General features: G+C 69.6%; 6 protein-coding genes. All 6 read left to right on the plus strand.

From position 1 onward, the window contains the following. Positions 1 to 117 precede the first annotated feature (117 nt). The 6 genes from ACFWUR_RS08585 to ACFWUR_RS08610 all read left to right on the plus strand — a co-directional run bounded on the left by ACFWUR_RS08585 (position 118) and on the right by ACFWUR_RS08610 (position 25,562). Positions 118 to 20,262, plus strand: a complete 20,145-nt coding sequence (locus ACFWUR_RS08585; protein ID WP_378903992.1) for a hypothetical protein — start codon at positions 118 to 120, stop codon at positions 20,260 to 20,262. Positions 20,263 to 20,283: 21 nt separating this feature from the next. Then, positions 20,284 to 21,033, plus strand: coding sequence for a hypothetical protein (locus ACFWUR_RS08590; RefSeq protein ID WP_378903995.1), 750 nt, complete (start codon positions 20,284 to 20,286; stop codon positions 21,031 to 21,033). 15 nt (positions 21,034 to 21,048) lie between these two features. After that, complete coding sequence (locus ACFWUR_RS08595) at positions 21,049 to 22,248, plus strand: hypothetical protein (protein WP_378903998.1); 1,200 nt, start codon at positions 21,049 to 21,051, stop codon at positions 22,246 to 22,248. 97 nt (positions 22,249 to 22,345) lie between these two features. Further along, entirely contained in the window at positions 22,346 to 22,822 is a 477-nt protein-coding gene (locus tag ACFWUR_RS08600) for a YbaB/EbfC family nucleoid-associated protein (protein WP_378904001.1), read from the plus strand. Positions 22,823 to 22,989: 167 nt separating this feature from the next. Next, positions 22,990 to 24,783 (plus strand): hypothetical protein, encoded by a 1,794-nt coding sequence (locus ACFWUR_RS08605; protein ID WP_378904004.1) that lies wholly within the window; start codon positions 22,990 to 22,992, stop codon positions 24,781 to 24,783. Then, positions 24,780 to 25,562 (plus strand): ESX secretion-associated protein EspG, encoded by a 783-nt coding sequence (locus ACFWUR_RS08610; protein WP_378904007.1) that lies wholly within the window; start codon positions 24,780 to 24,782, stop codon positions 25,560 to 25,562. Before ACFWUR_RS08605 ends, ACFWUR_RS08610 begins: the two co-directional genes overlap by 4 nt. The last annotated feature ends 24 nt before the right edge of the window (positions 25,563 to 25,586 follow it).

Here is a 25,586-nt window from a genome sequence, read left to right on the forward strand (position 1 = left end):
GGGCATCACTATTGAGGGATGAGGGGCGATGGCGACGTTCACGGACTCGAGTTGGTGACGTAGCGCTCCATGATCGATCTCCCTTCTGGGCTGCATTGGCTCTCGATTCTTGCCGGCATGGAGTGGCCAGAGGGCAATGAAGACGAGATGTGGGCCATGGCCGAGGACTGGCGCACGGCCGCTGACGGTCTTCGCGGTCTGGTCGACGACGTCGATGCCGCCAAAGATGCTGCGTTCAAGGCATATCCGCAGGGCGAGGGTGTCGAGGACATGCTCAAAGCCTTCGAGGGGATGGCCCGCGGCGATCAGTCGGTGACCAAGCTGGCCGAACTGTTCGACATCCTCGGTGACTCGGTCTATCAGACCGGCACCGAGATCGAATACACCAAGATCATGTTCCTGTCCTCGTTGGGCTTGCTGGCGCTGGAAATCGCTGCGGCGTGGGTATTTCCGCCGACAGCGCCCGCCGTGCAGGCGGCCGCGGTGGGCTTGACCCGCGTCATCGCACGGGGAATCTTCGGACGCGTGCTCGCGGCGATCCTGCGACACGGGGCGAAAGCGACGATCACCAGGGTCCTGAAGTTCGTCGGCCAGCACGTGGCGATCGACACGGCGCTGGGCACCCTGCAGGAACTCGGTGTCCAGCAGTGGCAGGTGGATCAGGGCCACCGCAAGGAGGTCGACTGGAACCAGGTCAAGGCGGCCGCCGTCTCCTCCGCCGCCGGTGGTCTGGCGGCCGGTCCGTTCGGCAACTTCCTCGGCAAGAAGCTCGGCGACGGGATGGCGCCGTGGCTCAAAGGCGCGATCACCGGCACCGGTGCCGGCCTGGTCGGCGCGGGCGGCGGCATGCTCGGTCAGTTCGGCTATGAGGGGGCCACTCAGGGGTGGGATCAGGCCTGGAACAACCTGAAAACCGCGGCGTCGGACCCACTCATGTGGAGTGCGGGTGCCAGCAACGGCGGTCTCTCGGGCCTGAACAAGGCCGGGGCGAATTCCGCGTGGTCGGCGATGAAGCCCGGTCTCTTCGACCGGCCCAGCTTCAGCTCGCAGATTCGCGAAGCCATGGGGCCCGGCTACGACCTCGGAACATTCGGGCTGAGCGAGAGCGCAGGTGGTGACGGGTCGTCCAACCGGCCAGGTGGTGAGGGCGAGAACCGGGCAGGCGCCGACGACGAGGCCACCGGTGCCGGAGGCGACGACGGCGTGCGCGCGGGTGCGGGCGACGACACCATGGGCGACGAGGGTTCGGGCGAGTCGCGGGCCGGTGTCGGCGACGACAGCCAGTCGATGCGACCCGCGGGCAGCGCTCAGTCGCCGGAGGGTGAAGCGCAGGGACCGACGAATTCCGATGGGGCACAGGCGAATCAGCAGTCCGGCGACGATCGGCAGACCACCTCCGACGGTGGCGGCGCCGGTGCGGGGCGCCAGGATGCCAAACCCGAGGTGCAGATCGGCGAATCGCACGGCGGTGAGGGCGGTCGCCAGGAGGGCGGCGCCCGCGCCGAAGGGGAAAGTCCTGCGGTGCAGGCGGATTCCGGCCAGGACACGTCGCGGGCGGGCGAGGCCGAACACAACGATGATGTGAGCGTCGGCGAGGCGACTCGCACCGACGCGCAGTCGGGTGGCCAGCCGGCCACCCAGGTCAGCGACACCCAGGCGACCAACCGGGACACGACGACGCAGGCGACCGGTACGCCTGTGGGCGCGGGCGTGGCGGGTGTCGGGCCCGCGGCGACGGCGGGACCGTCGCCCGGCGCGACCGGGCAGGCACCGGTCACCGGGCAGGCAGCGACGCCGACCACCAGTCAACCCACTGCGACGCCGACTCAATCACCTACTGCGCCAACGCAATCGAGTACCGGGCAGCAGTCGGCACCGGGCCAGCAGTCGACGCCGAACCAGGGGTCGCAGTCGGCGGCGCGTCCCGGTGCGCCGGAAGTTCGGTCCGGCGCACCGGACGGGGTGCGGGCAGGATCCGACATCCGTTCCGGCGCACCGGAAGTCAGGGCCGACAGCGCGGCAGTAGACGAGTTCGGGGTGGCCGATCCGACGGGCACCGCCGAGGATTCCGGTGCGCCGACGAGTCGTGCCGACGGGGAAAGCCGCGCCGGTGTGGGCGAACAGCGGGGAGCGGGCCTCGCGGAGACCCCCTTGCAGGGATTGCGGGCCGCGCCCGGCGAAGCGCCGCCGGTACGCTCCGGCGAGTCCGAGGTCACCGCCGAACCGGTGCGGTCGCGCGATTCCGAAGTCAGGTCCGAAGCAGATCCGCTGGCCGAGATGCCGCCGGTGGTGCCGATCGTCGGCGCCGATCCGGGAGCGGGCCCGGCGCGGTCGGGACCGGAAGCGAGCCGCCCGGGCCGAGCGGGTACCGACGACACCGCCGGGCCACGTGATCGCGCAGACGGCGGCAACGATCGCAGGCAGCCCAAGCCCGACGACAACGACAGCGGCCCGGTCTACGACACCCGCCTGCCCAATGGCCAAGGCGTCGTGCACCATCCGACCGGCACGGCCATCGGCGAGGACGCCCGCACCCACCGGGTGAGCGAGAACGTCCGTAACGACGGTTCCCACGACGTGGTCGTGCACGGGCGGCGCGACGGTTCGGTGACCCCGAGCAACGGGGACCCGGTCCACCCGCGCGACATCGTCGATGCGATCCGCAGCAACCCGAATTACGTTCCAGGAACGCCTATCCGGTTGCTCGCCTGTCACGCGGGCAACAGCAAGGGCTGGGCGCAGTACATCGCCGACCAGCTCGGTGTCGAAGTCACCGCGCCGACCGACCGGGTCGGTGTGCGGCGGGAGCCTGGCTCGGATCCCGTGATCGACCGCGGTGGCCAGTGGCGGACGTTCGGCCCGGAGTCGGCGACCACGCCGAGCGAAACCCCACCACCCAGCGAAACAGCCTCGCCCAGAACGGATTCCGATCCCAGCGAGACTCGCGATCGCGACACTCTCGACGGCGACGGTCCGCCACGGGACCGCGAACTGGTCGACTTCATGAGCGACCAGGACGACCCACCGATCCGCCCGGCCGCGATGTCGTTCCTCGAACCCGGAACCGGGACCGACAACGCACCGTTCAGCCGGACACCCGGTGTGGACGCCCATCTGCTCGGCGTGCTCGATCCGAACGACCCGCTGGTGCGGACCGCGGGCGAGCCGCCCCGGATCACCCATGTCGGCGGGGAACCGATCGACGAGTTCTCCCACCGGCTCAGTGCCGAGCGTGGCCAGGCGTTCGTCGACGCGTCCACGCCGGACGCGGCCCTGGTCGCCGACTACGAGCAGCACAAGGCCCAGCAGAAGGCACTGGAAACCGCGAAGTCCGACAAGGGCCGGGCGGTGCGCGATGCCGCGAAGGCCCTCAAAGAAGCACGGACAGCACACACCGGCGCTGTCGAGGCCGCGGCGGAAGCACGCAGCCGCGGCGCCGAGGACGCCGACGCGCTCGACCGCGCCGCCGAGCAGGCCGCGGACGGGGTGCGGCGCGCGGAGGCCGGCGTCGCGGACGCCAAGGAGCAGGCCGCGGCGGCCAAGACCGCCCTCGACAACTTCCTGGCCGCCGACGCGGCCGAAACCGAGGCAGGCGATTCGCCCGCCAAGCGCCTGGAGAAGGCCGAAGCCGAGCGGCTGCCGGCGAAGCGGCGGGGCTACGTCACGTCCATCACCATCGACCGCCTGACCGGTCGCGTCTACGAAGCCGCCAACGGCACCTCCGAGCAGCGCATCCACCCCAGCGAGCTGCACCCGACGCTGCACGACAACGTCGCCCGCTACCAGGACCCCGAGGACGTCTACCACAACGGGCGCGACCCGGCCCATTTCCCGCACACGGACAACCCGCTGGGTCACGCGGAAGTGCGCGGCACCAACGCCGCTCTGCACGACCGGGAACTGCTCAACCAGCGGCGCGGGCCCGACGACCAGTTGCCGACAGATTTCGACGGCCTGGCCAGCATTCTCAACTCGCCCTTCGTTCCCAGCCGCGGCGCCGAAGCGCCCTGCTGTGCCAACTGCACCCGGGTGGTGCAGGGCACCGAGAGCACCGCGGGCCACATCATCGACGAGGGCGAACCCCGGGTCGATCCGCTGCGCCATGCCGATCTCGAACAGGCGGCGCGCGACGGAAATCCCACCGAACCACGGTTGGTCTCACCCGAATACCCGGAGACCGACTTCATGGGCGACGACGACGATGTCGCCGGTCCGGATCGTGGATCCGATGATTCGGTCCCGCCGGGGATGGTTCGTGGGGACGACGGGTTGTTGCACCGGCCCGGTGATCGCCTCGACAGCTATCGAGACCCGGATGGGACCTGGCATCACGTCGACGATCCGGCGGGCACCAAGCGCAATGTCAACTTCGGCCTGCACGGGCCCGGCGGGGCGTTCGTCAAGGATCACCTGAGCAGCGCCGACTACCTGTACGACGCGATGAAGGGCGATTCGGAACCGCACGAGATCAAGGATTCCGACAGGGGCGCTGAGCTGGAAGCCGCGTCCGAACGGCGCCTCGAACTGCAGACCGAACGCGATGGTGTCCGCGACGAGCTCAAGAAGCTCATGGCCGAGTTCGATATCAAGGAAGCGAAAGAACTCGCGCCCAAGCGCCTGTCCGAGGCGATCCAGAACCTGCGGCAGGAAATTCGCTCCGACACCTCGCTGAGCCCGGACGAACGGACCAGCAGGCTCGAGTTGCTCGGTGACCTGGAAGACACCGCGACCGACTACAACGACCTCGGTCGCGAGATGATCGAGGTGTCCAAGAAACTCGGCGAAGTGGCCGGGATCGATTTCGCGCTCGACCCGGATGCCAGGCCACGCGCTGTGCTGCTGACACCGTTCGAAGGGGCCTTCGACGGCGCCGGCGTCGTCGATATCGCCGCATACGTCCCGCGCGCCGACGCGGACTCGGCGCCCACGCTCGTCGTCGTGGAAGCCAAGGGCGTCGGCTCGGTCCTCGGCGGCTCCAAAATCGCACAGGCGGAACAGGGTTCGCCGGAATACCTGCGGCGCACCCTGGACATGGACCGAAATCTCGCGCGGATCCTCAACGAGACGCCCGAGCAGTTGACGGCGCGGGGCATCGACCCCGACAGCCCGGAGGGGCGCGCGCTCACCGACGCCGTCGCCGACCTGCGTTCGGCGATGGAAGACGGCACCCTGCAGGTGGAGTACCGCCTGGTGCACACCGCGGCCGACGGCACCGTAACCGTCACCGAGCTACTGCTGCGGCGCGACGGTGTCGATGTGCTCGCCGACGTACCGTTGCCATTCGGCACCGACCCGAACTCGCTGGATCGGAGCGCGGACGACGACACGATGGACTTCATGGGCGACGATGACGACGCCGGTGATCCGCCGCCCGCCGAATCACCCGACGAGTCCGATCCGCCGGCGGTGGCGACGCAACCACCACACGACGGTGTGGGTGATACGCGACCGGCGATGTCGAAGATCGAGGCCATTCCAGGATCCGATGATCGACCCGTGGCCAACGCTCATCTGCTCGGCCGGCTCACCGGCGACATCGTCAAGGACGCCGATGGGAACATCGTCAAGGTCGACGGCGAATACATCGACGACCTGGCGGCCAGAATCGCTCACGAGCGGATGCCTGCCTACCAGGAAGTCGTCGACAACTTCAAGGACACGAAACCCGCCGAGGTCGACAAGGCCCGCGCTGCGCTGAAGGTGCTCAAGGAACTCAGGACAGAGCTGCAGGACGAACGCAAGGAGATCAAGCGTCAGATCAGAGCGGCGACGCCGGAGGAAGAGACGACGCTGCGCAACCGGCTCGAATCGATCCAGTCGCAGCTCGAGGAATTGAACGCGCGCCAAGAAACGGCGAAGGCGGACTTCACCAGAGCCGAACAGCGCAAGGACCCGGTCGGCCCGGTTATCGCCGTCACCATCGATCGCGTCAACGGGATGGTGTACGAAGCGGCGAACGGGACCAAGGACTCCGCGCTATCGGTGGACGCCCTGCACGAAAGGCTGAAGGAGAATCTCACAGCCACCGGTCAGAGCCTCGATGACCTCCGGGCAGGTAAGCGAAAAGAGGGTGCTTTCCCGCACGGCGATGAACCGCTGCGCCATGCCGAAGTTCGGACGACAAACGCTGCGCTCCATTATCGCGAGAGCCGGGGTGAGCCCACGGATCGCGCGGCGATGGACTCGCTGGTGCACGCTCCGAAGAACATCGAAACCGGCAAGGGCGCGCCCTGCTGTGCGAACTGCACGCGGATGGTGGCCGGTACGGAGAGCGCGGAAGGCTATAACACCGACCACGTGGCCGGCGCCGGGGTGCAGGACGGCAAGCACGAGCGGCGTGCCGACCTCGAAGGCCGGACGAACCCCGATGGCACGCCCCGCAAACCACGGTTGGTCACCTGGGATGGCGCACCACGTGTCGACGACTCGACCGATACCGACTTCATGGGTGACGAAGACGGCGAAAACCGTCATCGCACACCGGACTTCGCCGATCCGGAGCCCGAAACTCCGCAGCGCGAAGTGCGGATCGAGCTCGGGGACAACGGGGAAGTCGTCGCGCTGCACGTCCAGCTGGCCGATGGACAGTGGGTCCTCGCGCGCAACGACGGCGATGCGGCCACGCAGCATGTGCCCGCGCGCAACGACGCGGGCATCGCCGAAACCGACAACCGAAATGCCCTGCGGAAACTGGTCGATGATCTCAATGCCGGCTATCAAGGCCTGAATCTCAAGTACCCGTCCGGGTCTGGGATCGATCATCGCGGGCAGACCGCGATGCGCGACGGTGTGACCGGTGGTGCGCAGCTGATCTCCGATCCGACACCGGCACAGCCCGCACCGCCGCCGGTGGACGGCCCGGTGATGGGTGCGCCGCCGCCGGGGCCCGCCGATCCCGCGCTGAATGTGGCGCGGATCGGCCGCGAAGGCCTCACCTGGTACCACAACCGTGAGCACATTCCGATCATCGGCGGATTGCTGGGGCGCGAGGCGGATTCGGCAGGCAATTACCAACCGGTGTACTTCCCCGACGGCACCGAGTACCGGCCGTGGATCTCCGATGCCGACCCGAACACGGTGCGCGACACCGTGATCAGCGAGCTGCGGGCCAACCGGATGGACGCCGACGAGGTCCGTGACATCTTGAAGGAATTGTTCGACGACGCCCGCGATCCGCAGCTGCGCCAGGATCTGATCGACGATCTGGAATTGAACGGCCTCATCGACACCGACGAGGCACGGGCGATGGAGGACGCGCCGATCCCGCCCGCGGATCCGCGGGCGGAGCAGCCGGGGCCGCCGCCGGAGGGCGAGACGCTGACCCAGATGGCGGACCGTCTCGGCATCCACCTCCGTGGTGACGGGGCGGCGGAGATACGTCGGGCGATCGACCGGCAGAGCCACCGACTGTTGCGCGAGATCGGCGCGATCGAGGGCCTCGCCGACGCGGCGCGGCGAGCCGACGAGGAACAGACCCGCCCGTACCGGCGCGCGGATCATCCCGCCGACCCGGCGCAGGCGCCCGACGGGCGCACACTGTCGGAACCGGACCAGCGGCGCGCGATCGACTCCGACGAACCGCGCGACGACTTCGACGACGAACCGGGTGCCTCCGAGCCGCGACGGAACCACTGGGGTGACACCAGCGCCCCACGTCCGGTGCCGTTCTCACAGGAAGTCAGCTTCCTCGACAACGACCCGCTGGGTAGGTTCCTGCGCGACTTGATCGTCGCCTTCGAAGGTGTCACCTCGCTGCGTGACTACGACCGGGTCGGCAACGGCGCGGACCGGCTGCCCGAATGGGCGAGTTTCTCCGATGACCGCGAACCGGGACGGGACGAGGCGCGGGCCCGCGAGTTCTTCGAACACGCGCTGCGTCGCGATCAGTTGCGTGACGAATTGTCCGGCTGGGCAGCGATGTTCGGCCGCGACCTGAGCGATCTGTCGGGCGACCGGATGGATCCGACGCTGAACGAGCTGCGCGACGCGGCACGGCAGCGGGCGCAGAACCTGGCCGATTTCATCGCCGCCGCGCAGCCGATCCTGCAGGGTGACGGCGCCGAACCGGTCGGCAAGTCCTACGGCGATCAGGTCGCGCGGGTGCCCGATGCGGACGGTGGGCCGGACCGGCTGCTGGTGGTCGACGGTCCGCTCGACCGAGAAGAGGCGCTGGCCCGCGCCCTGCGGGACAACCCTGACCTGGCAATCGACATCGACAACGGGGTGCTGCGGCCGGACTTCCGGGCCGTGCACGCCGACGGCGCGGGCAGGCAGTTCCTCGACCCGGTGGCGACGCCGCAAGTGCAGCACATTCGACGCACCGTGGACGGCGCCGAACTGCAGGTGACGATGATGCGCGGCGAGGACGGCCAGTGGCGGCCGGTCCAGCCGACGCCGGAACCGCCACCCGCCCCGCGCGACCGCGCCGACACAGTGCGCGAGATCGTCGATCTGGCACGGCAACTGAACCTCGGGCCTGCTGCGCTGCACCCGGACAATATCGACGCCACCATCCGCGCGCTGCACCTGGACAACGCGGTGCGCGCCGGGCAGGCCGAGGCACTGTCCGACTACGCCCGCACCATGGCCGACATCGAGACCTTCAACCTGGTCGGTGACGCGCGCGGTCAGTTGGCGACACGGCTCGGTATCGCGGAGGGCGAGCTCACGCCGCGGCGGATCGCTGAGGCCCTGACCGACCCGAAGCAGCGGCGCGGCACACGCCAGCAGCAGTTCGAGGATCTGCTCGACGGGCAGCAGCGCGACCCGAGCAAGACCGCCGGGTACTCCCAGCAGTTGCGTAGCGTCAACGAGGCCGCGGTCAAGGCGGCGCAGGAAGCGCTGATCACGGCACTGAGCCCAGGGAATCCGGAGGCGCTGCGCCCGAAGATCAGCACGACCGACCCGCTCACCGGCCGGTCGAAGGTGGGCCCGGCCGACACCGGCATCGACCCCGCCAAGCTGCGCAAGCTCGTCACGCGGATGCATCGGCTCGGCGCGGGCGATCATGCGCGGGCGGCGTTGGCCGTCTACGCCGACGCGCTGCTGCGGATCGACCCCTACACCGATCATCCCGCAGGCACCAGAGCGCCCGATCCGCGCACCACCGGCGACCCGCACATCTACGACCACGACGCGATCCACGGCCTGCGCGATGTGGTCGACGCCGCCGAGCCCGGTGCGAATCCGGTCGATTTCGCCGCCCGGGTCGCCGACAACGTTGCGCGCTCCTATGGCTCGGACGAGCCGGCCGACCCGAATGATTCACGGCCACAGCCGAATCGCGACTGGGCGCGACTGGTCGGGGTGGATGTCTCCACCGCCGACGACGCGAAGTTCGTCGAGATCTACGAGGCCTATCGCGACGGCAAGATCGAGAAGCACGAGGGCCTGAGCCCGGAGAAGCTGGCCGCCGAGATCGCCGCCATCCGCGCGGAGATCCGCCTCAGGACCGAGCAGCTCGAGCAGTTGAGGGCGCTCGCCGACGAGTTGTACCGGCCGGTGGCGGACGTGCCGCCCGCGCAGGGCGCGCCGGCCAGGGAGCACCCGGGCCCGCGGCCCGACGAGTTGCCCGAGGGGCGGCGTGGGTTGCCCGCCGGGCCGGCCGGCGGCGAGCCGCGTCGTGGTTCGCAACCGGATCCGGGCCGACCCGATGGGCAGGTGCCGCCCGAGCGCGGTACCGACCTCGACGATCGAGCCGATGCGAAGCTCGACCAGACCATGCGCAAGCTGGACGAGGTCGCCGACGAGTTGGCCGAACCGATGCCCTCGCTGGACGATCTGGTCGGGCCTGGCGAGCCGGTCGATCCGCTGGCGATGATCGGCGATGCCGTCGAACGGCAGAACAGGCTGCACGACCAGGCCGACGAGCGCCGCGCCGACCAGGCAGATGTCGCGCTGGAGGACACGCTGCGTGAACTCGACGGCATCGACGCGGACGTGGCCGCGTTGGAGTCGTACCTGCGCGCCCAGCGGGATTTCGAGGCAGCGCAGGCCGAGATCGCCTCCAGATTCGAGGAGCTGGCGGCTGGAGACGCGGCGGTCGCCGCGCAGCGGGGCAACGACTCCGACGCGGATTTCGCCGTGCGCGCCGCCGACCTGGCCGCGCTCGAGTCGTTCCTCGCCGCGCAGCAGAAGTTCGACGCGCTGCGCGCCGAGATCGCCGAGGCCGCGCAGGTGCGGGCCGAGGATCTCGACGCCGAAGCACTGGCCGACGCGCAGGCACTGGAGTCGTATCTGCGCGCGCAGCAGGAATTCGATGCCGCCCGTGCGGAAATGGCAGCCAGGTTCGCCGCGGCGGTCGAACGGCAGGGCGGCGGCGAGGGGTCGACCGGGGACGGCGCGGCCGGGGCACGCGAGAAAGATTCCCCCGGCGAGGACGGTTCTCGCGAGCAGGATTCGCCCGGCAACGACGGAGCGCGGGACAACGGCGACGACCCGGGCGAACCGCCGACGGCGGGCACCGCTCCCGCCGGCCCTCCGTCCAAGCCGCCGTCACATCCGCCGACGGCGCCGAGCCCGCAACCCGAAGAGCCGTCGAAGAATTCGTCGCCGCTCGACTTCGGCCTGCCGAAGGCACCCGCCGAACTGGCCGTGCCCGGCGACGCCGTGTCGGCGCCCCCGGTCACCGAGGGCGACACCGGCGGTGCACCCGAACGCGCGTACCAACGCAGAGATCTCCTCAACGACGTCCACCAGTTCCTGCAGGAACTGAGCGATCTGCCGCCCTCGACAACCGCCGACACACCGCCGCTCACGTCGGCGCAGGCCGAGCAGGTGCGCAGGCTCGCCGAAGCCCTCGGTCTCGGTGATGCGCTCACCGGTCAGCGCGATCCGCTCGGGGCGCTCGCCGAGATCGCCGATCTGGCGCGGGCGCGCGGATTCCTCGACAACGCACTGGATCCCGGCGCCGAACTCGGCAAGCCCATGCGGTATCCGGACGATTACGAACCGCTCGACGTCGACGAGTTGCAGGACGGCCTCGACCACTGGCGGGTCGAGGGCGATCCACAGGTGCGGGCCGAGATGGCCGAGCAACTGCGACTGGCCGGACTCGACGACAACGCACGCCCTTCGCTCGGCACCGAACCGGAGCCGAACCCACAGGCCACGCCGTTGATGCCGTCCTCGATACAGCAGCCGGAAGACGGTGCGCGCCGGCCTGGCAGCCCACGGATCGAACCCGCGCAGCAAGCGCTGGATCGCCTGGCCGCCAGGTTCGGCGTGGATCTCACCGATTCGGGTTCCCTCGACGCCGCGCGCTACCGCCAGTTGTTGCGGGCGGGTGCGGTCGAGGCGTTCGCCGCCGCGGTCCGGCATGCCGAGGCCGCCACCGATCCACAGCAGCGGGCGCTGCGCGAGGCCGTCGCCCGGCGCTGGGCCGCCCGGCTCGGACTGCCCGCCGACCCCGGTCTCCTCCGCGCCGCCGACGACATCAACCGATTGCGGTCGGGGGTGACGCGCGAGGCCGGTGATATGGCGCATCTGTATCAGCTGGTGCGCAACGAGCTCGACGACCGCGTGCTGTCGATGGACGTCGAGGGCGAGAAGATGCTGGTGCGGCTGGTGGCCGACGGGCCCGACGCCTGGCATCTCGAACCACTCGCGGGAATCGAACCGAAGCCGTTCGGGACCACCGCGAACAAGGCGGTCGAGGTGCCGCCGAAGAAGAACTGGCTGCGCAAGCTCTGGGACCGGCTCGTCAATCGTGGCCACTACGGCGAGAACCCGAAGTATCCGTCGGGATCGAGTATCGATGGCGCCGGCCAGTCGATGCTCGGCCACGGCGCCGGGCTGCCGCTGACCACGGCGAAGGATTCGACACCCAACGCACCCGGCGGCGAGTACGACCAGCTGCAGGTCAAGTTCAACCCGGCACGCATTCTCAAAGAGGGTGTGCTCATGTGGCAGAAGCGCGAGCTGGTGCCGATTCTCAAGCATCTGTCGTCGCGGATCGCCGATCAGGCCGGCGAGTTCCTGCCGCTGCGCAATCTCGACGGCAGCGAGTACAAGCCGTGGATCTCCGATGCCGACCCGGAGCTGCGTCGTCGGATCGAACAGGATCTGCGGGATGCGGGGCTCGAGCATCTGCTCGAACCGGAAAGCCTCACGCCCGCGGAACTGGCCGCGGCGGAGTCGAGACAACTTCCCGAATCCGATGAGCCGGTGCAGATTTCGAGTAGGGGCGAGGAAGTCGCCCCTACTGCCGAGCCGTTGCCGTCCTGGTTGCGGGAGGTGGTCGACGCGGTCAATGGACGCATCGCCGACGCCACCGTGCTCGAGGCGCTGGCCCACGAACTCGGGGTGCGGCTCACCGATTACAGCGAGGAAGGGCTGCGCAAGGCGGTCGCGGAGGCCGAATACCGGCTGTTGCGTCGCGACGGAGTGATCCAGGCACTGCAGGCGGCCGCGCGGTTCTTCAACGCCGAACACGCGCAGATCCCGTTCCGGCCCGCCAACTTCCACAGCAACGATCCGCTCGGCGCCTACCTCAAGGAAGTCGTCGCGGCCAGGGGCGAGAAGTTCGACCTCCAGATGCTGAACTGGCGTGGGGTGAACAACGGCGGCGAGCTGCCCAGCCTGTGGACCGACCTCGCCGACGACGGCAACGACACGACCGTTCTCGCCGAGGACGCGCGCAAGATCTTCGACGACGCGCTGCGTCGGGCGGGGCTGCGTGACGAGCGGTCCACGTGGGCGCATCTGGCGGGCGCCGATCTCGAGGCGCTGGTCAAGAATCTCGACGTCGAGATCGCGAAGCTGCGGAATCAGCTCGACGGCAATGTCGGGGTGTTCGATGAATTCGCCCGGCGGATAGCCGATTTCACCGACAGTGATACCGGCGATCGGCTCGTCGTCGACACCGAGAACGGCAAGATCGCGATCGTCGACACGGGCGCCGGGCACGAAGCCGCCCTGGCCCGTGCGCTCGCCGAGGCCGACGCGGACTTCATCGACCGGCTCAACCGTGGCGAGGTCGACATCGAGATCCGGGTGGTCGGGATCGACGCGAACGGCCGCGTGCACCTGCTCGAGGTCGACGCGCCCGAGGTGCGGCACCTGCGCACCGAGGTCGGAGGGCACACGGTGGACGCGACGACGGTGCGCGACGGCTCCGGTCCATGGCGGATGGTCGAACCGCCGACAGAGGGAGCCGAGCCCGACGCCTCCGTGCCCGCCGTGCCGGACGACACGAATCAACCTGTCCCGGAACCACGTTCGCTGGCACAGGTGCGTGCCGATCTGGCCGAGGTGGCGCAGCGGCTCGGCATCGACGATCCGTCGAACCTGTCCGCGCAGCGGCTCGACGCGCTGCTCGCCGAGCAGGAGCGCGCCAATCAGGTGCGGGCCAGGCAGGTCGAGGGCCTGGTCGACTACGCGCGCAGCGCCGACGCGATCGACAACTTCAACACGCTGCACAATGTGCGCAGTGCGCTGGCGTTGCGATTCGGCGTCACCCCGGACGCGCTCACGCCGGAGGTGATCGCCCGCGGGCTCGCCGATCCCGCGACCCGGGTGGAATTGCATCGTCAGCGATCGACGAACCTCACCGAGTACGCGAAGCTGCTGCGCGCGCTCGACCCGACCGCCGTCGATGCCGCGCGCGACGCGCTCGCCCCACATCTGGGGTTGCCACGCGGTGGGCTGCCGCTGGACGCGGCCGCGTTGGCCGAGGCCCTGTCGAACCGGGCCGCCCGCGGCCGGCTCGACGATCTCACCGGGCCGCTCGCCGACTATGTGCGCGCGCTGGCAGAGGTCGATCCGTATGCCGAGAACCTGGTCTACAACCCGGAAGCCGACCCCCGCGCCATCGGCGACGACCCGCCGGTGCACGACCGCGATGCCCTCGACTTCCTGCGCGAAGTGGGCGCCGACGATCTCAGCGACCGGTCGCCGCTGCCTGCCGCGCCCGAGGACGCGGTCCCGGGTCCGAGCCGCGATCACGCCCGCCTGCTCGGCGTCGACCTGACCGACGCCGACGACCCGCGGGTCGCCCAGGTCTACCAGTGGTTCCGCGACGGTCGCATCGACAAGCACGAACGCCTCACCCTCGAACAGCTCGCGCAGGTGCACGAGGAGATCCGCAACGAGATCCGGCAGCTGGCCGCCGATATCGCCAGGCTGCGCGAGTTGCTCAACGAGCCGTTCGTCACCGATCCGGAGATCGGTGGTGCGGACCCGGCCGCTCTCGATGGACCGTCCGCGGGGTCGTCGCCACCTGGCACTCCCGGTCTGCCGACAGCCGGTCCGGCAGTACCGGGCGCGCCTGTGCGGCCGGGTTTGCCCGCTGGTCCGGAAGCCTTCGGCGACAACGGAACTCCGCCCGCCGACACGAACCGCACGCGGTCGGAGAACGCCGATCCTGGTACGCGCAGCGAGGATGCGGGGGCGCCCGCTGCCCTCGATTCCACGGCGAACGGTGCCGACCAGGCGAGCTCACCGCCGACCGGCGATGGATCACGTGGCGCCGAGGGATCGCGCGATGGTGACGACAGGCGCGACGGATCGCGGGGAGACGACGAATCCGGCGATCCGCCCACTCCCACTTCCGCGCCCGGTGGCCCGCCCTCGAAGCCGCCGGCGCATCCGCCGACCGCGCTGAGTCCGGAACCCGAACAGCCGTCGAAGAATTCGTCGCCGCGCGACAGCGGTCTGCCGAAGCCGCCCGCCGAGCTCGCCGTGCCCGGCGACGCCGACCTGGTTCAGCCGGACAGCGACCCGCCCGCCGACCCGCCGACCCGCGCCGAGCAGCGCAGCGATCTGATCGACGACGTGCGCCGATTCCTTCGGGATCTCAGCGATCTGCCGCCCTCGGTCCACGCCGACGCGCCGCCACTGACCCCGGAGCAGGCCGAGCAGGTGCGCAGGCTCGCCGACGCGTTCGGTCTGGATGAAGCCCTCACCGGTCAGCGCGATCCGCTCGGCGCGGTGGCCGAGATCGCCGACATGGCGCGGGCTCGCGGATTCCTCGACAACGCACTGGATCCCGATGCCGAACTCGGTGCGCCGATGCGCTACCCCGACGACTACGGCCCGCTCGATCTCGACCAGCTGCAGGACGGGCTCGAGCACTGGCGGGTCGAAGGCGACCCCGAGGCGCTCGCGGAGACCGCCGACGACCTGCGCCGGGCCGGGCTCGACGACGGTTCGCGTCCCGGTCTCGGCGCCGAGCCGGAACCGGCCCCGCAGCCGCAGCCGCTGCGTCCGTCCGCGGTGCTGCCGCCCGACGATGGTGCGCAGCCGGGTGGGCCGCGGATGGAACCCGCGCAGCGGGCGCTCGACCGGCTCGCCGCCAGGTTCGGCGTCGACGTGACCGATCCGGGTGCACTCGACGCGGCGCGTTACCGACAGTTGTTGCGGGCGGGCGCGGTCGAGGCGTTCGCCTCGGCGGTGCGGCACGCGGAGGTCGCCACAGATCCGCAGCAGCGGGCGGTGCGCGAGGCCGTCGCGCGGCGATGGGCCGCCCGGCTGGGTCTGCCCGGCGATCCGGGTCTCGTCCGCGCGGCCGACGACATCACCCGCTTGCGTGCCTCGGCGGCCCGCGACGCCGCCGACCTCGCGCACCTGGACCGGCTGGCACGCACTCAGCTCGACGACCGGATGCTCTCCGTCGACGTCGAGGGGGACCGGACACTGCTGCGGCGGGTCGAGGACGGGCCCGACGCCTGGCATCTGGAACCCGTGGCACCGCCCGAGCCGATGCCACGAGCACCGGCCACCGAGAAGGTGGTCGAGACACCGAAGAAGAACTGGCTGCGCAGGCTCTGGGGCCGGATCGTCAACCGGCCGTTCCTCGGCGAGAACCCGAAGTACCCGTCGGGCTCCACCCTCGACAGCGCGGGTCAGTCGATGCTCGGCGACAGCGCCGGGCTGCCGCTGACCACGGTGAAGGATTCGACGCCGAACGCGCCCGGCGGCGAGTACGACCAGCTGCAGGTCAAGTTCAACCCGGTGCGCATCCTCAAAGAGGGCATCGAGATGTGGCGCAAGCGCGAGCTGGTGCCGATCCTCAAGCACCTGTCCGCGCGGATCGCCGATCAGGCCGGCGAGTTCCTGCCGCTGCGCAATCTCGACGGCACCGAGTACAAACCGTGGATCTCCGATGCCGATCCGGAGCTGCGTCGTCGGATCGAACAGGAATTGCGCGATGCCGGGCTCGAGCACTTGCTCGAACCGGAAAGTCTGACGCCCGAGGAACTGGCGGCCAGGCAGACTGCTGAACTGCCGGAAACCGTTGACCAGCACCAACTTCGCACCGAACCTGAGCGGGCTCCCGAACCGGCCGAACCGCCGCCGCCGTGGTTGCGGGACGTGGTCGACGCGGTCAACCAGCGGATCGCCGACGCCACCGTGCTCGACGCGCTCGCCGGTGAACTCGGCATGCGGATCACCGATTTCAGCGAAGACGGGCTGCGCCGGGCACTCGACGAGGCGAAGTACCGGCTGCTGCGCCGCGACGGTGTTATCCAGGCGCTGGCGGCCGCCGCGCGGTTGTTCAACGCCGAACACGCCGACATCCCGTTCCGGCCCGCCAACTTCTTCAGCAAGGACCCGCTGGGCGCCTACCTCAAGGAGGTCGTCGCCGCCAGGGGCGAGAAGTTCAGCTTCGACATGCTGAACTGGCGCGGGGTGAACAACGGCGGCGAATGGGTCGACCTCTGGCCCGATCTGAGCGACGACGGTGGCTCACCGACCGTCCACGCCGAGGACGCGCGCAAGATCTTCGACGACGCGCTACGCCGGGCGGGGCTGCGTGACGAGCGGTCCACGTGGGCGCATCTGGCGGGCGCTGATCTCGAGGCGCTGGTCAAGAATCTCGACGCCGAGATCGCGAAGCTGCGCGATCAGCTCGACGGCGATGTCGGGGTGTTCGATGAATTCGACCGGCGGATAGCAGATTTCAACGACAGCGATACCGGCGATCGGCTTGTCGTCGACACCGAGAACGGCAAGATCGCGATCGTCGACACGGGCGCCGGGCACGAAGCCGCGTTGGCGCGGGCGCTCGCCGAGGCCGACGCGGACTTCATCGACCGGCTCAACCGTGGCGAGGTCGACATCCAGATCAGGATCGTCGGGGTCGATGACCAGGGGCGCGTGCTTGTCATGGAAGTCGACGCGCCGGATGTGCGTCACCTGCGTGGTGAGCTGGACGGTCGCACCGTCGACGCGACCATGGTCCGCGACGGCACGGGTCCGTGGCGGATGGTCGAGGTGCCCGCCCGGCACACCGCGCCGGAGGCGAATCTGCCCGCTGTCGCCGATGCGGTGAATCAGGCTGTCCAGGAGCCGCGTTCGCTGGCGGAGGTACGCGCCGAGGTCGCCGACGTGGCGCGCCGACTCGGGATCGATGATCCGTCGAACCTCGCACCCGAGCAGTTGAACGATCTGCTCACCGAACTGGACCGGGCCAACCAGGTGCGGGCCAGGCAGCTCGAGGGCCTGGTCGACTACGCGCTCAGCGTCGACGCGGTCGACAACTTCAACGCGCTACACAACGCACGCAGCGCGCTGGCGCTGCGGCTCGGTGTCGACCCGGGCGACCTCAGCCCGCAATCGGTCGCCGGTCGCCTCGCCGATCCCACGACCAGGGTGGAACTGCACCGGCAGCGTGCCAACGACCTCACCGAGTACGCGAAGCTGCTGCACGCGCTCGACCCGGCCGCCGTCGATGCCGCGCGCGACGCACTCGCGCCGCACCTCGGCTTGCCGCGTGGTGGGCCGGTGCTGGATGCCGCCGCGCTGGCCGAAGCGTTGTCGAACCGGGCCGCGCGCGGCGATCTGGACGATCTCACCGCCCCGCTCGCCGATTACGTGCGGGCGCTGGCCGAGATCGACCCCTACGCCGAGAACCTCGTCTACAACCCGGACACCGACCCGCGAGCGATCGGCGACGACCCGCCGGTGCACGATCGCGATGCCCTCGACTTCCTGCGCGAAGTGGGCGCCGACGATCTCAGCGACCGGTCGCCGCTGCCTGCCGCGCCCGAGGACGCCGTCCCAGGCCCGAGTCGCGATCACGCCCGCCTGCTCGGCGCCGACCTCACCGACGCCGACGACGCGAAGGTCGCGAAGGTCTACGACTGGTTCCGCGACGGCCGCATCGACAAGCACGAACGGCTCACCCTGGACAAACTCGCCGCGGTGCACGAGCAGATCCGCGACGAGATCCGTCGGCGGTCAGCCGATATCGCCCGATTGCGCGCGTTGTTCGACGAGCCGTTCGGCACCGACCCCGGGATCGGGGGTACGGAAACGCCCGCGCTGGGCGATGGGCCGTCCGAGGGCGTGCCTGCATCGGATCCGAACGGTTCGCCGAGGCCTGGCCCGGCTGTGCCCGGCGCGCCGCTGCGTCCCGGCTTGCCCGCCGGTCCGGCGACCAACGGCGACACCGCAACCCCGCCCGTCGATCGTTCCGCAGGCCTGCCCGCGGCGGAAAGTGCTGAACTCGGCGATGCGAGTCGCCCCCGCCCACCTGCCACTGGCCAAGAACCCGCCGTGACCGGCGAGAGTCCTTTCACCCCACCGGTTCTCGACTCGGTGACCGACCCGGGTGATCCCGGCGTGCCGACGGAGCCGCAGCCGGGCCGGGGCGCACACCGCCCGACGGCTGAGCCAGAGGCCGAGGGTTCGGCAGAGCCCGGCGATGGCTCGCGGCGGCACGCCATTGATCCTGTGGCCGAGAACGAAGCGGACGAGAGTCGGCCCCACCCGCGTGATCCGGCCGCACCACCGGTGCTCGACCCGGTGACGGACCCGGGCGATCCCGGCATTGCGACGGATCGGCGGCCGAGCCGTGTAGTCGACCGGCCTGGGGCCGAGCTCGATTCCGATGGCGCCGGTTCGTCCGAGCCCGCGGGGGCGAATCCTGGTGACGGGTCGGGCAGGCGTCCTTCCACGGATCCGGATTCGGGTGCCGATCCGAGCAGGTCGGATGCGGATCCGGACAAGGGATTCGATCCGGGCGAGCCGGGGTTGCCGCCTCGCTCGTCGGACGGGGATCGGCCTGGCGCACGTCGGGAGTTGCCGGGGTCGGCCTTGCGGTCGCATATTCCGCATCCGCCGCACGAGTACGAGGTAGAGCTCGAGGTGCCGGTCTTCGACGCTGTCGAATGGCCGGTTCCGCCACTGAGTTCGACGCCGGACCCCCAGGAACCACCGGAGCCCGCGCGACCGCCACTGCCGCCGCTTCCACCGGAGCAGCCGTGCCCGCCGGACCAGCAGGATCCGCCGTGTCCGCCCGAAGCCCCCGAACCCCCGTGCGCGCCGATGCCCCCACAGCCGGTGCCGCCCGTACCGGCGGATCCGCCACTGCCGCCTGTGCCGACGGAACCACCTGTGCCGCCGCAGATACCGGTCCCGCCCGTGCCTCCGGGCCTGCCGGAGCCGCCTGTCGAGCCGTCGCCGACGGATCCGCCACCGAATGAGCCGACGGTGCCGTCGTGGCCGGTTCCGCCGACTCCGCCTGGTGGTGGACCCGGCATGCCTCCACTCCCGCCGTGGGTGACCCAGCCGCCGGGCAATGGTCAGCCGTATCCGCCGGGGAACGGTCAGCCGTATCCGCCGGGCAATGGTCAGCCGTATCCGCCCGGGAACGGTCAGCCGTATCCGCCGGGCAATGGTCAGCCCTACCCTCCGGGGAACGGTCAGCCGTATCCGCCCGGCAGCGGTCAGCCGTATCCTCCGGGCAGCGGTCAGCCCTACCCTCCGGGTAACGGAAGCCCGGATTATGGACAGCCAGGTCGCCAGCAGCCGGGTAGCGGCAATCCGCAGGGTGGTGCTCCCATGTACCCGCCGCCGGTGATGCCGCCTGCCGGTGGGCGGGGTGACAACCGCAGGCCTTATCGGCCGGAGTACCGATCGCCGACCGAGCGAATCGTGCTGCTCGTGCGGCCGTACGGCAGTGGTGTGCCGGCCGAGTTCGATCCGCGGTCGGGCTCGTTGCGGCCCGCAGCGCCGGGGCAGCTCGGTGCCGACGGCTTGTACGCCGATCTCGGCGGGGTGACAGTGATCTTCTATCGCCTCGCCGACCGGCTGATAGTGCAGGTCGGCGATCAGCCGATCGAGCTCACCGATGCCGCGCACGTGGGCTGGGAATGCTCGCGGCAGCGGATGACACGGTTCACGGTCGCGGTGCACGGCAGGCCGATGGGCGAGCTGATCTACCGTTCGCTCCCTCCGGAACTGGACCTCGGCCTGCTGATCCGTAACGTGGTTGCCGATCCGGCGGGCCGGATGACAATCTTCAGCGACCGAGTCTGAGGCGATCGGAGAGGTGTGCGGGTGAGTGACGATCCGATCGAACGCAGCGATCCGGAGGTGACGATCGATCCTGCGACGGGCAGGCTGTCGTATCGGGGTGAGCCCTACAGCGGCGCGGTGACCCAGACCCGCCCCGACGGCACCTGGCGGGAGTACTGGAGCTACCACGAGGGCGACCGCGACGGCGACTGGACGGGCTGGCACCCCGACGGCACGATGCGCTACAACGGCGAGTTCTACCGCAACCGGCCGGTCGGCACCTGGCAGGAGTGGTACCCGGACGGCTCCCGCCGCCTCGAGGACGTCTACGACATCGAGGGCACCTTGCTCACCCACTCGCGCTGGAACGAAGCGGGCGAGCTGGTCGAATTCGAGGACGAGCGCACCCGCAAGGGCATCGCCGCCGACGCTGTCGCGGCCGACGATCCCGAGTTTCGCTGGGACGACGGGGAAGGCCGCATGTACTACCGCGCCGAGCCGTTCACCGGTCAGCAGTTCCTTCGCCCGGCGCCGAGCAGCCCGATCACCGATCTGTCCACTTACACCGACGGTTACCCCGACGGGCCGACGCGCGGCTGGTACCTCGACGGCACCCCGCGCTACACCGGCGACTACGCAGACCGGCACGCGGTGGGCCGCTGGTGCGAATGGTTCCCCACCGGAATTCGCAAGGAAGAAACCGTTTTCGCTCCCGACGGCGCGCTGCTCGCCCGGACCGAATGGGACGAGACCGGTGCCGTGACCGCGCGGTACGGCCAGAACCGGGACTAGGCAAAGGAGTGCGCAGTGGCTGACGAGCTGGCCGGGGATCCCGATGTCGGATTCACCCTCACCACCGTGGTGGCCGACGACGACGGGATCACGGAGCGGGCCGCCGCGCTGAGCCATCGCATCGCGAAAACGCTGGCGGCGCTGGGCCCGCCGGGTTGGACCAAGGTCGAGGCGTCGTTCGCGATGACGGCCGCGGCCGAGGTGTCGATGGTCGTGTTCCACGACGAGCAGGATCGGTTCGCCCGGGTGTTCCCGAGTCCGGAACTGCTCGATCTGCTGCGTGAGCACCGGCACCTTTCCGCCTCGATGGGCGACGGGCCGTGGTGGCGCTACCTGCTCACCCTGAGCAACGCGGGCCGGATGAACGTCGAATTCGACTACGGCGACGACCCGTTCCCGGACGATCAGCTCTTCCCACCGACGGTGTACCGCACCGACATCGAGATCTATCCGCGCGAACGGCTGCCGATCTGGCTGGCCGCCTATGTCGGTCACGGCAATCGGCAGATCCGCAGTCCGCTGGCCGCGGCCGAGCAGGCGCGCGCCGACACCGCGGCGGGCCGCAACGCCATCGGTTCGGCGCCGGACGTGGAATTCCCGCCGCTCGATCTGCTGGCCCGTCGGTGGGCGCTGATCGCCGCCGCGTTCGTCGCGATCGGTTCCAAGTGGGGCCCGCGGGTGACGCCGGCCTTCCATGTCTTCGAGGGCTCGAAACACAGCGGCTCCACGCTGTGTCTGCTCCCGGGCGATCGCGCGGTGCTCTCCGGCGGGGTGTGGGACGCACCGGAACTCGACGCCGTCTACAACAAAGACCTGCCGATGCCGCAGTTCTACCTGGGTGCCCCCGACTGGGTCGCCGAGCCGGTGATCAACCGCCGCGCCGAGAACGGTCTGCTGACCTTTTGCTACTGGTGGGAGGGCGGACGCTGGTATCGCGGCGCGTCGGCCGGTGCCGATGCGCTGGCTCCCGCCGTCCCCGGCATGTGGGACACCAGGACCGTGATCGAGGTGCTGACCGGCTTGCTCGGCGCGAAAGCGGGCCAAGCGCAGAAGGAAGCGATTCCCGGTCTGGTCGACGCCGCCGAGCGCGCGGCCGTTGCCAGGGAGGCGTTCACCCGTGTCTTTCCCGCCGACGTCTACAACGTCGATTCCGCCTGGTTCCAGCTGAATCTCGCCGGTTTGCTCGGCACCCACACCGTCGGCCTGGCAACCTGACGAACGGCGTCGTCGTGTTGCGCGGGTGTGCCAGTTGTGGTGTGCTCGCAGATCGACGGGCTGGGCGCGACGGCTCGCGGGTCGGAGGGAATCGGGAATGGCCAACGAGCACGCCAAGGCACAGATGGCAGACATCCTCGAGACTGTGCAGACCCAGATGCGGGCGATCGCGCAGGTACAGCAGGATCGCGCCAAGATCATCGCCAGCGCCACGGTGCGCAAACGGGTGACGGTGACGGTGAACGCCGACTACAAGGTCATCGAGACGAAGTTCACCCCCGACATCGGCGATCTCACCTTCACCGAGATCGCCAAGGCTGTCACCGAGGCCGCACAGCAGGCCGCGACCGAGGTGGCGGGCAAGACGCAGGCGCTGATGGCGCCGATCCAGAACGAACGCGCCCGCCTGCCGAAGATCACCGAATTGGTCGACGACATGGACGGTTTCGCCATCCCCCAGCCGGTGGAAGCTTCCTTGGAGCCGCCTAATTCGCCTGAGCGGGAACGACTCTCCACCGACGAAGAGGACGGATCCCGAGACCCGTCCCGACCCGCGACCGACGCGGGTTGGTGATCGGAGATGGTCGAGCCGTCGCAACCGGCGAGATCGCTGCTGTACATGCGTAATTCACCTGTCAGACCGTAGAATCGTTAGCAAGTGCGTGCGAATCGGCGGTCTCGTGACAGCGGTGCCGGGCGGGGCGCCAGGCGACACCGGTACGGACAGGGAGGGTCGACTTCATGACGGGACCATCGGCGCAGGATCAATGGGCGGGGTTGCGCTCGGCGGCCTCGGATGGATCGCTGATGCTCGAGCCGTCGGCGTTGCCGAACCTGGTCGAAGCCGCCAACAACGCCCGCTACTGGGTCAACTCGGTCAAAACGAACGTAGCCAATGTCGCGAACCTGCCCGAGTTCTCCTCGCTGGAGTCCGGCAAGCAGCTGTCGAAGCAGTTCGAAGACAAGGCCGGTCAGCTGACGACCGTGCTCGGCAAGCACGAGACGGTGCTCGACAATATCGCCAACACCTTTCTCGACGCGGCCCGGCACTACAAGGGCGCCGAGGACGGCAGTACGGTCGATCTGGACGCGCTACGCACCCAGATCGAGCAGGGCAGAAGCGCGGGCATGCGCAAGACGCCCCTGCCACCCACCGTCATCCAATATCCGGCGGTGGCGACCGCGGTCAACCTGCCGAAGATCCTGGCCGATGGCAAGACCTTCGATCCGGCCGGAATGAAGGCGGAGAATCCCGGCGGCTACAACTACAACGAGCTCCAGGCGATCATGGCTTCCCTGTCGACGGTTCCCAGTAGCCTGGCCCACAGTTCTTTGTACTGGGGTGATCTGGCGGGTTGGCTCAAAACAGGTTTCGACGACCTGAACGCCAAAGTCGAGGCGAGTAAGAAGAGCTGGACCAGCCCGGGCGGCGCGGCGCGCGCCATGTCGGCGATGTCGGCCTACCACGAGGCCAACGGACTGCTGGTCGATCAGACCAAACAGGTTGCCGCCGCGCTCGATTACACCGTCGGCTGGATCAACGCCACCTCCAAGGGGCTCGCGACGGCGCTCATGTTGCCCCGGTGCTACTCCGATCCCAACGGCACGCAAGCGCAGGCCGACAAGGAGGCCTGCGCCAAGAACGCCCGCCAAGTCATGTGGAACACCTACGTTCCCGGTCTCAACAGCACTACGAGCCACATCCCCACGCTGCCCGAACCGACCGCGCCGACATCCGGGAACGGAACCGGCGACGGGAACGGCAACGGAAATGGCAATGGGAACGGGAACGGCTCCGGAAGCGGTTCGGGCAGCGGCGGCGGCAGTGGCTCGGGTTCGGGAAGCGGCTCGGGTTCGGGCGACACCTCCGCCGGGTTCAAGCAGGCAATGGCGGAACTGCAGGGGCAGAAGCCAGGCCAGATCAGCGCGGGCCAGATAGGCGCGGACCAGACCGGCACCGGCTCGTCGCAGTCGAGCGGGGCGGATCTGGCGACCTCGGCTTTGCAGTCGGGGGCGGGTGAACTGACTTCGGCCTTGCAATCGGGGCTCGAGCAGGCGAGTTCCGCGGCGCAGTCGGCCTTGGGGCAGGTGCCCTCCGCCGCGGAACTGAGCTCGCTGGCGGGTATTCCGACCTCCGGGGCGCTCGGTTCGCTACAGGACCAGGCCAAGAAGGCGCTCAGCGCGGCAGGCAAGGGCAGCGGTGGTGGCGGTGGTTCGGGCGCGGGTGGCGGCGGCGCCGGTGGGGGAGGTGGCGCGCTCTCGCCGAGTCTGGACAGCGCATCCAAGCTGTTCCCCCGCGCCTCGGCCACCACCGGTGTCGAAGGGTTCCGCGCGGGCATCGCCTCGTCGGCGGGCGGTTCGCCGATGGGTGGTATGCCGATGGGCGGTATGCCGATGGGCGGCGCGGGCGCGGGCGCCGGTGGTCAGGGCCAGCAGAAGGAGCACAAGCGCGCCGACTACCTCGACTCGACCAGCCACTTGGACGAAGCGCTCGGTGACGCACCCATCGTCGCCAGGCCGGTGGTGGAACAGTGACGGCCACTTGGGAATTCACCGGCGACGAATTCGACGCGCTGTGGGCCGGTATCGACGAGGAGTACATGCCGGACCCGTTCATCCACAGCAGCGAGCCGAGCACCGCCGACGCGGCGGAGTTCGCGCTGAAGCGGGACTGGATGACGATCAAGCAGCGCTGGGGGCACGAGCTCGACGACATCATCGAGGTGCTCACCCATCCCGATATCCGGGTGATCGTGCGTGGGTACGGCGGCGGCGAGCGACTCACCGATCCCGCGTTCTCGGTGCGCATGCTCGCGGTGCGCAAGGGCGAGGTGGGCTATCTGGTGCGTCAGCTCCCCGGCCGAACCCTCTACCACGCTGCGGGATTCGTCATCTCCCGGCACGATGCGCTGTCCCTGGGTGACGTCGTCGCCGGTCAGTTGCCCCAGGCCGACGCGGGCCGCGGCCAGGAGATCCGCCTCGACGAACCTGCCGACGACCAGCTCGATCACTCGTACGGACGCTCGCTGGTTCAGCATTACGACGACGATGCCTCGGTGCGGACGTTGACCTTTCAGCAGGCGCCGCTCGACCGGGACGGCTTCATCGACATCGAGCAGGGCTGGTCGCGATTCGGTCCGCGCGGCATCGTGCGCCTGCGACTCGGCTGGCGCGACCTGACCGACGACGGTCGCTACGTGGTGGTGCCCGGCACGCCGCCGGTGGCTGTCGGCGCCGATCGCAGGCGGGTGGTTTCGCTGATCAACACCCAGATCGCCGAAGTTGTCAGAGCCATCAGGGACGATCGGGCGTAGTGATGTTCTCATCAGAGGGGAGGG

Source organism: Nocardia sp. NPDC058633, from assembly GCF_042717045.1.
Lineage (GTDB): Bacteria > Actinomycetota > Actinomycetes > Mycobacteriales > Mycobacteriaceae > Nocardia.

Excerpts from the sequence above, each read along its gene's own strand:
- ACFWUR_RS08600 (WP_378904001.1), top strand. The coding sequence starts at position 22,346 with ATGGCCAACGAGCACGCCAAGGCACAGATGGCAGACATCCTCGAGACT.
- ACFWUR_RS08605 (WP_378904004.1), top strand. The coding sequence starts at position 22,990 with ATGACGGGACCATCGGCGCAGGATCAATGGGCGGGGTTGCGCTCGGCG.
- ACFWUR_RS08585 (WP_378903992.1), top strand. The coding sequence starts at position 118 with ATGGAGTGGCCAGAGGGCAATGAAGACGAGATGTGGGCCATGGCCGAG.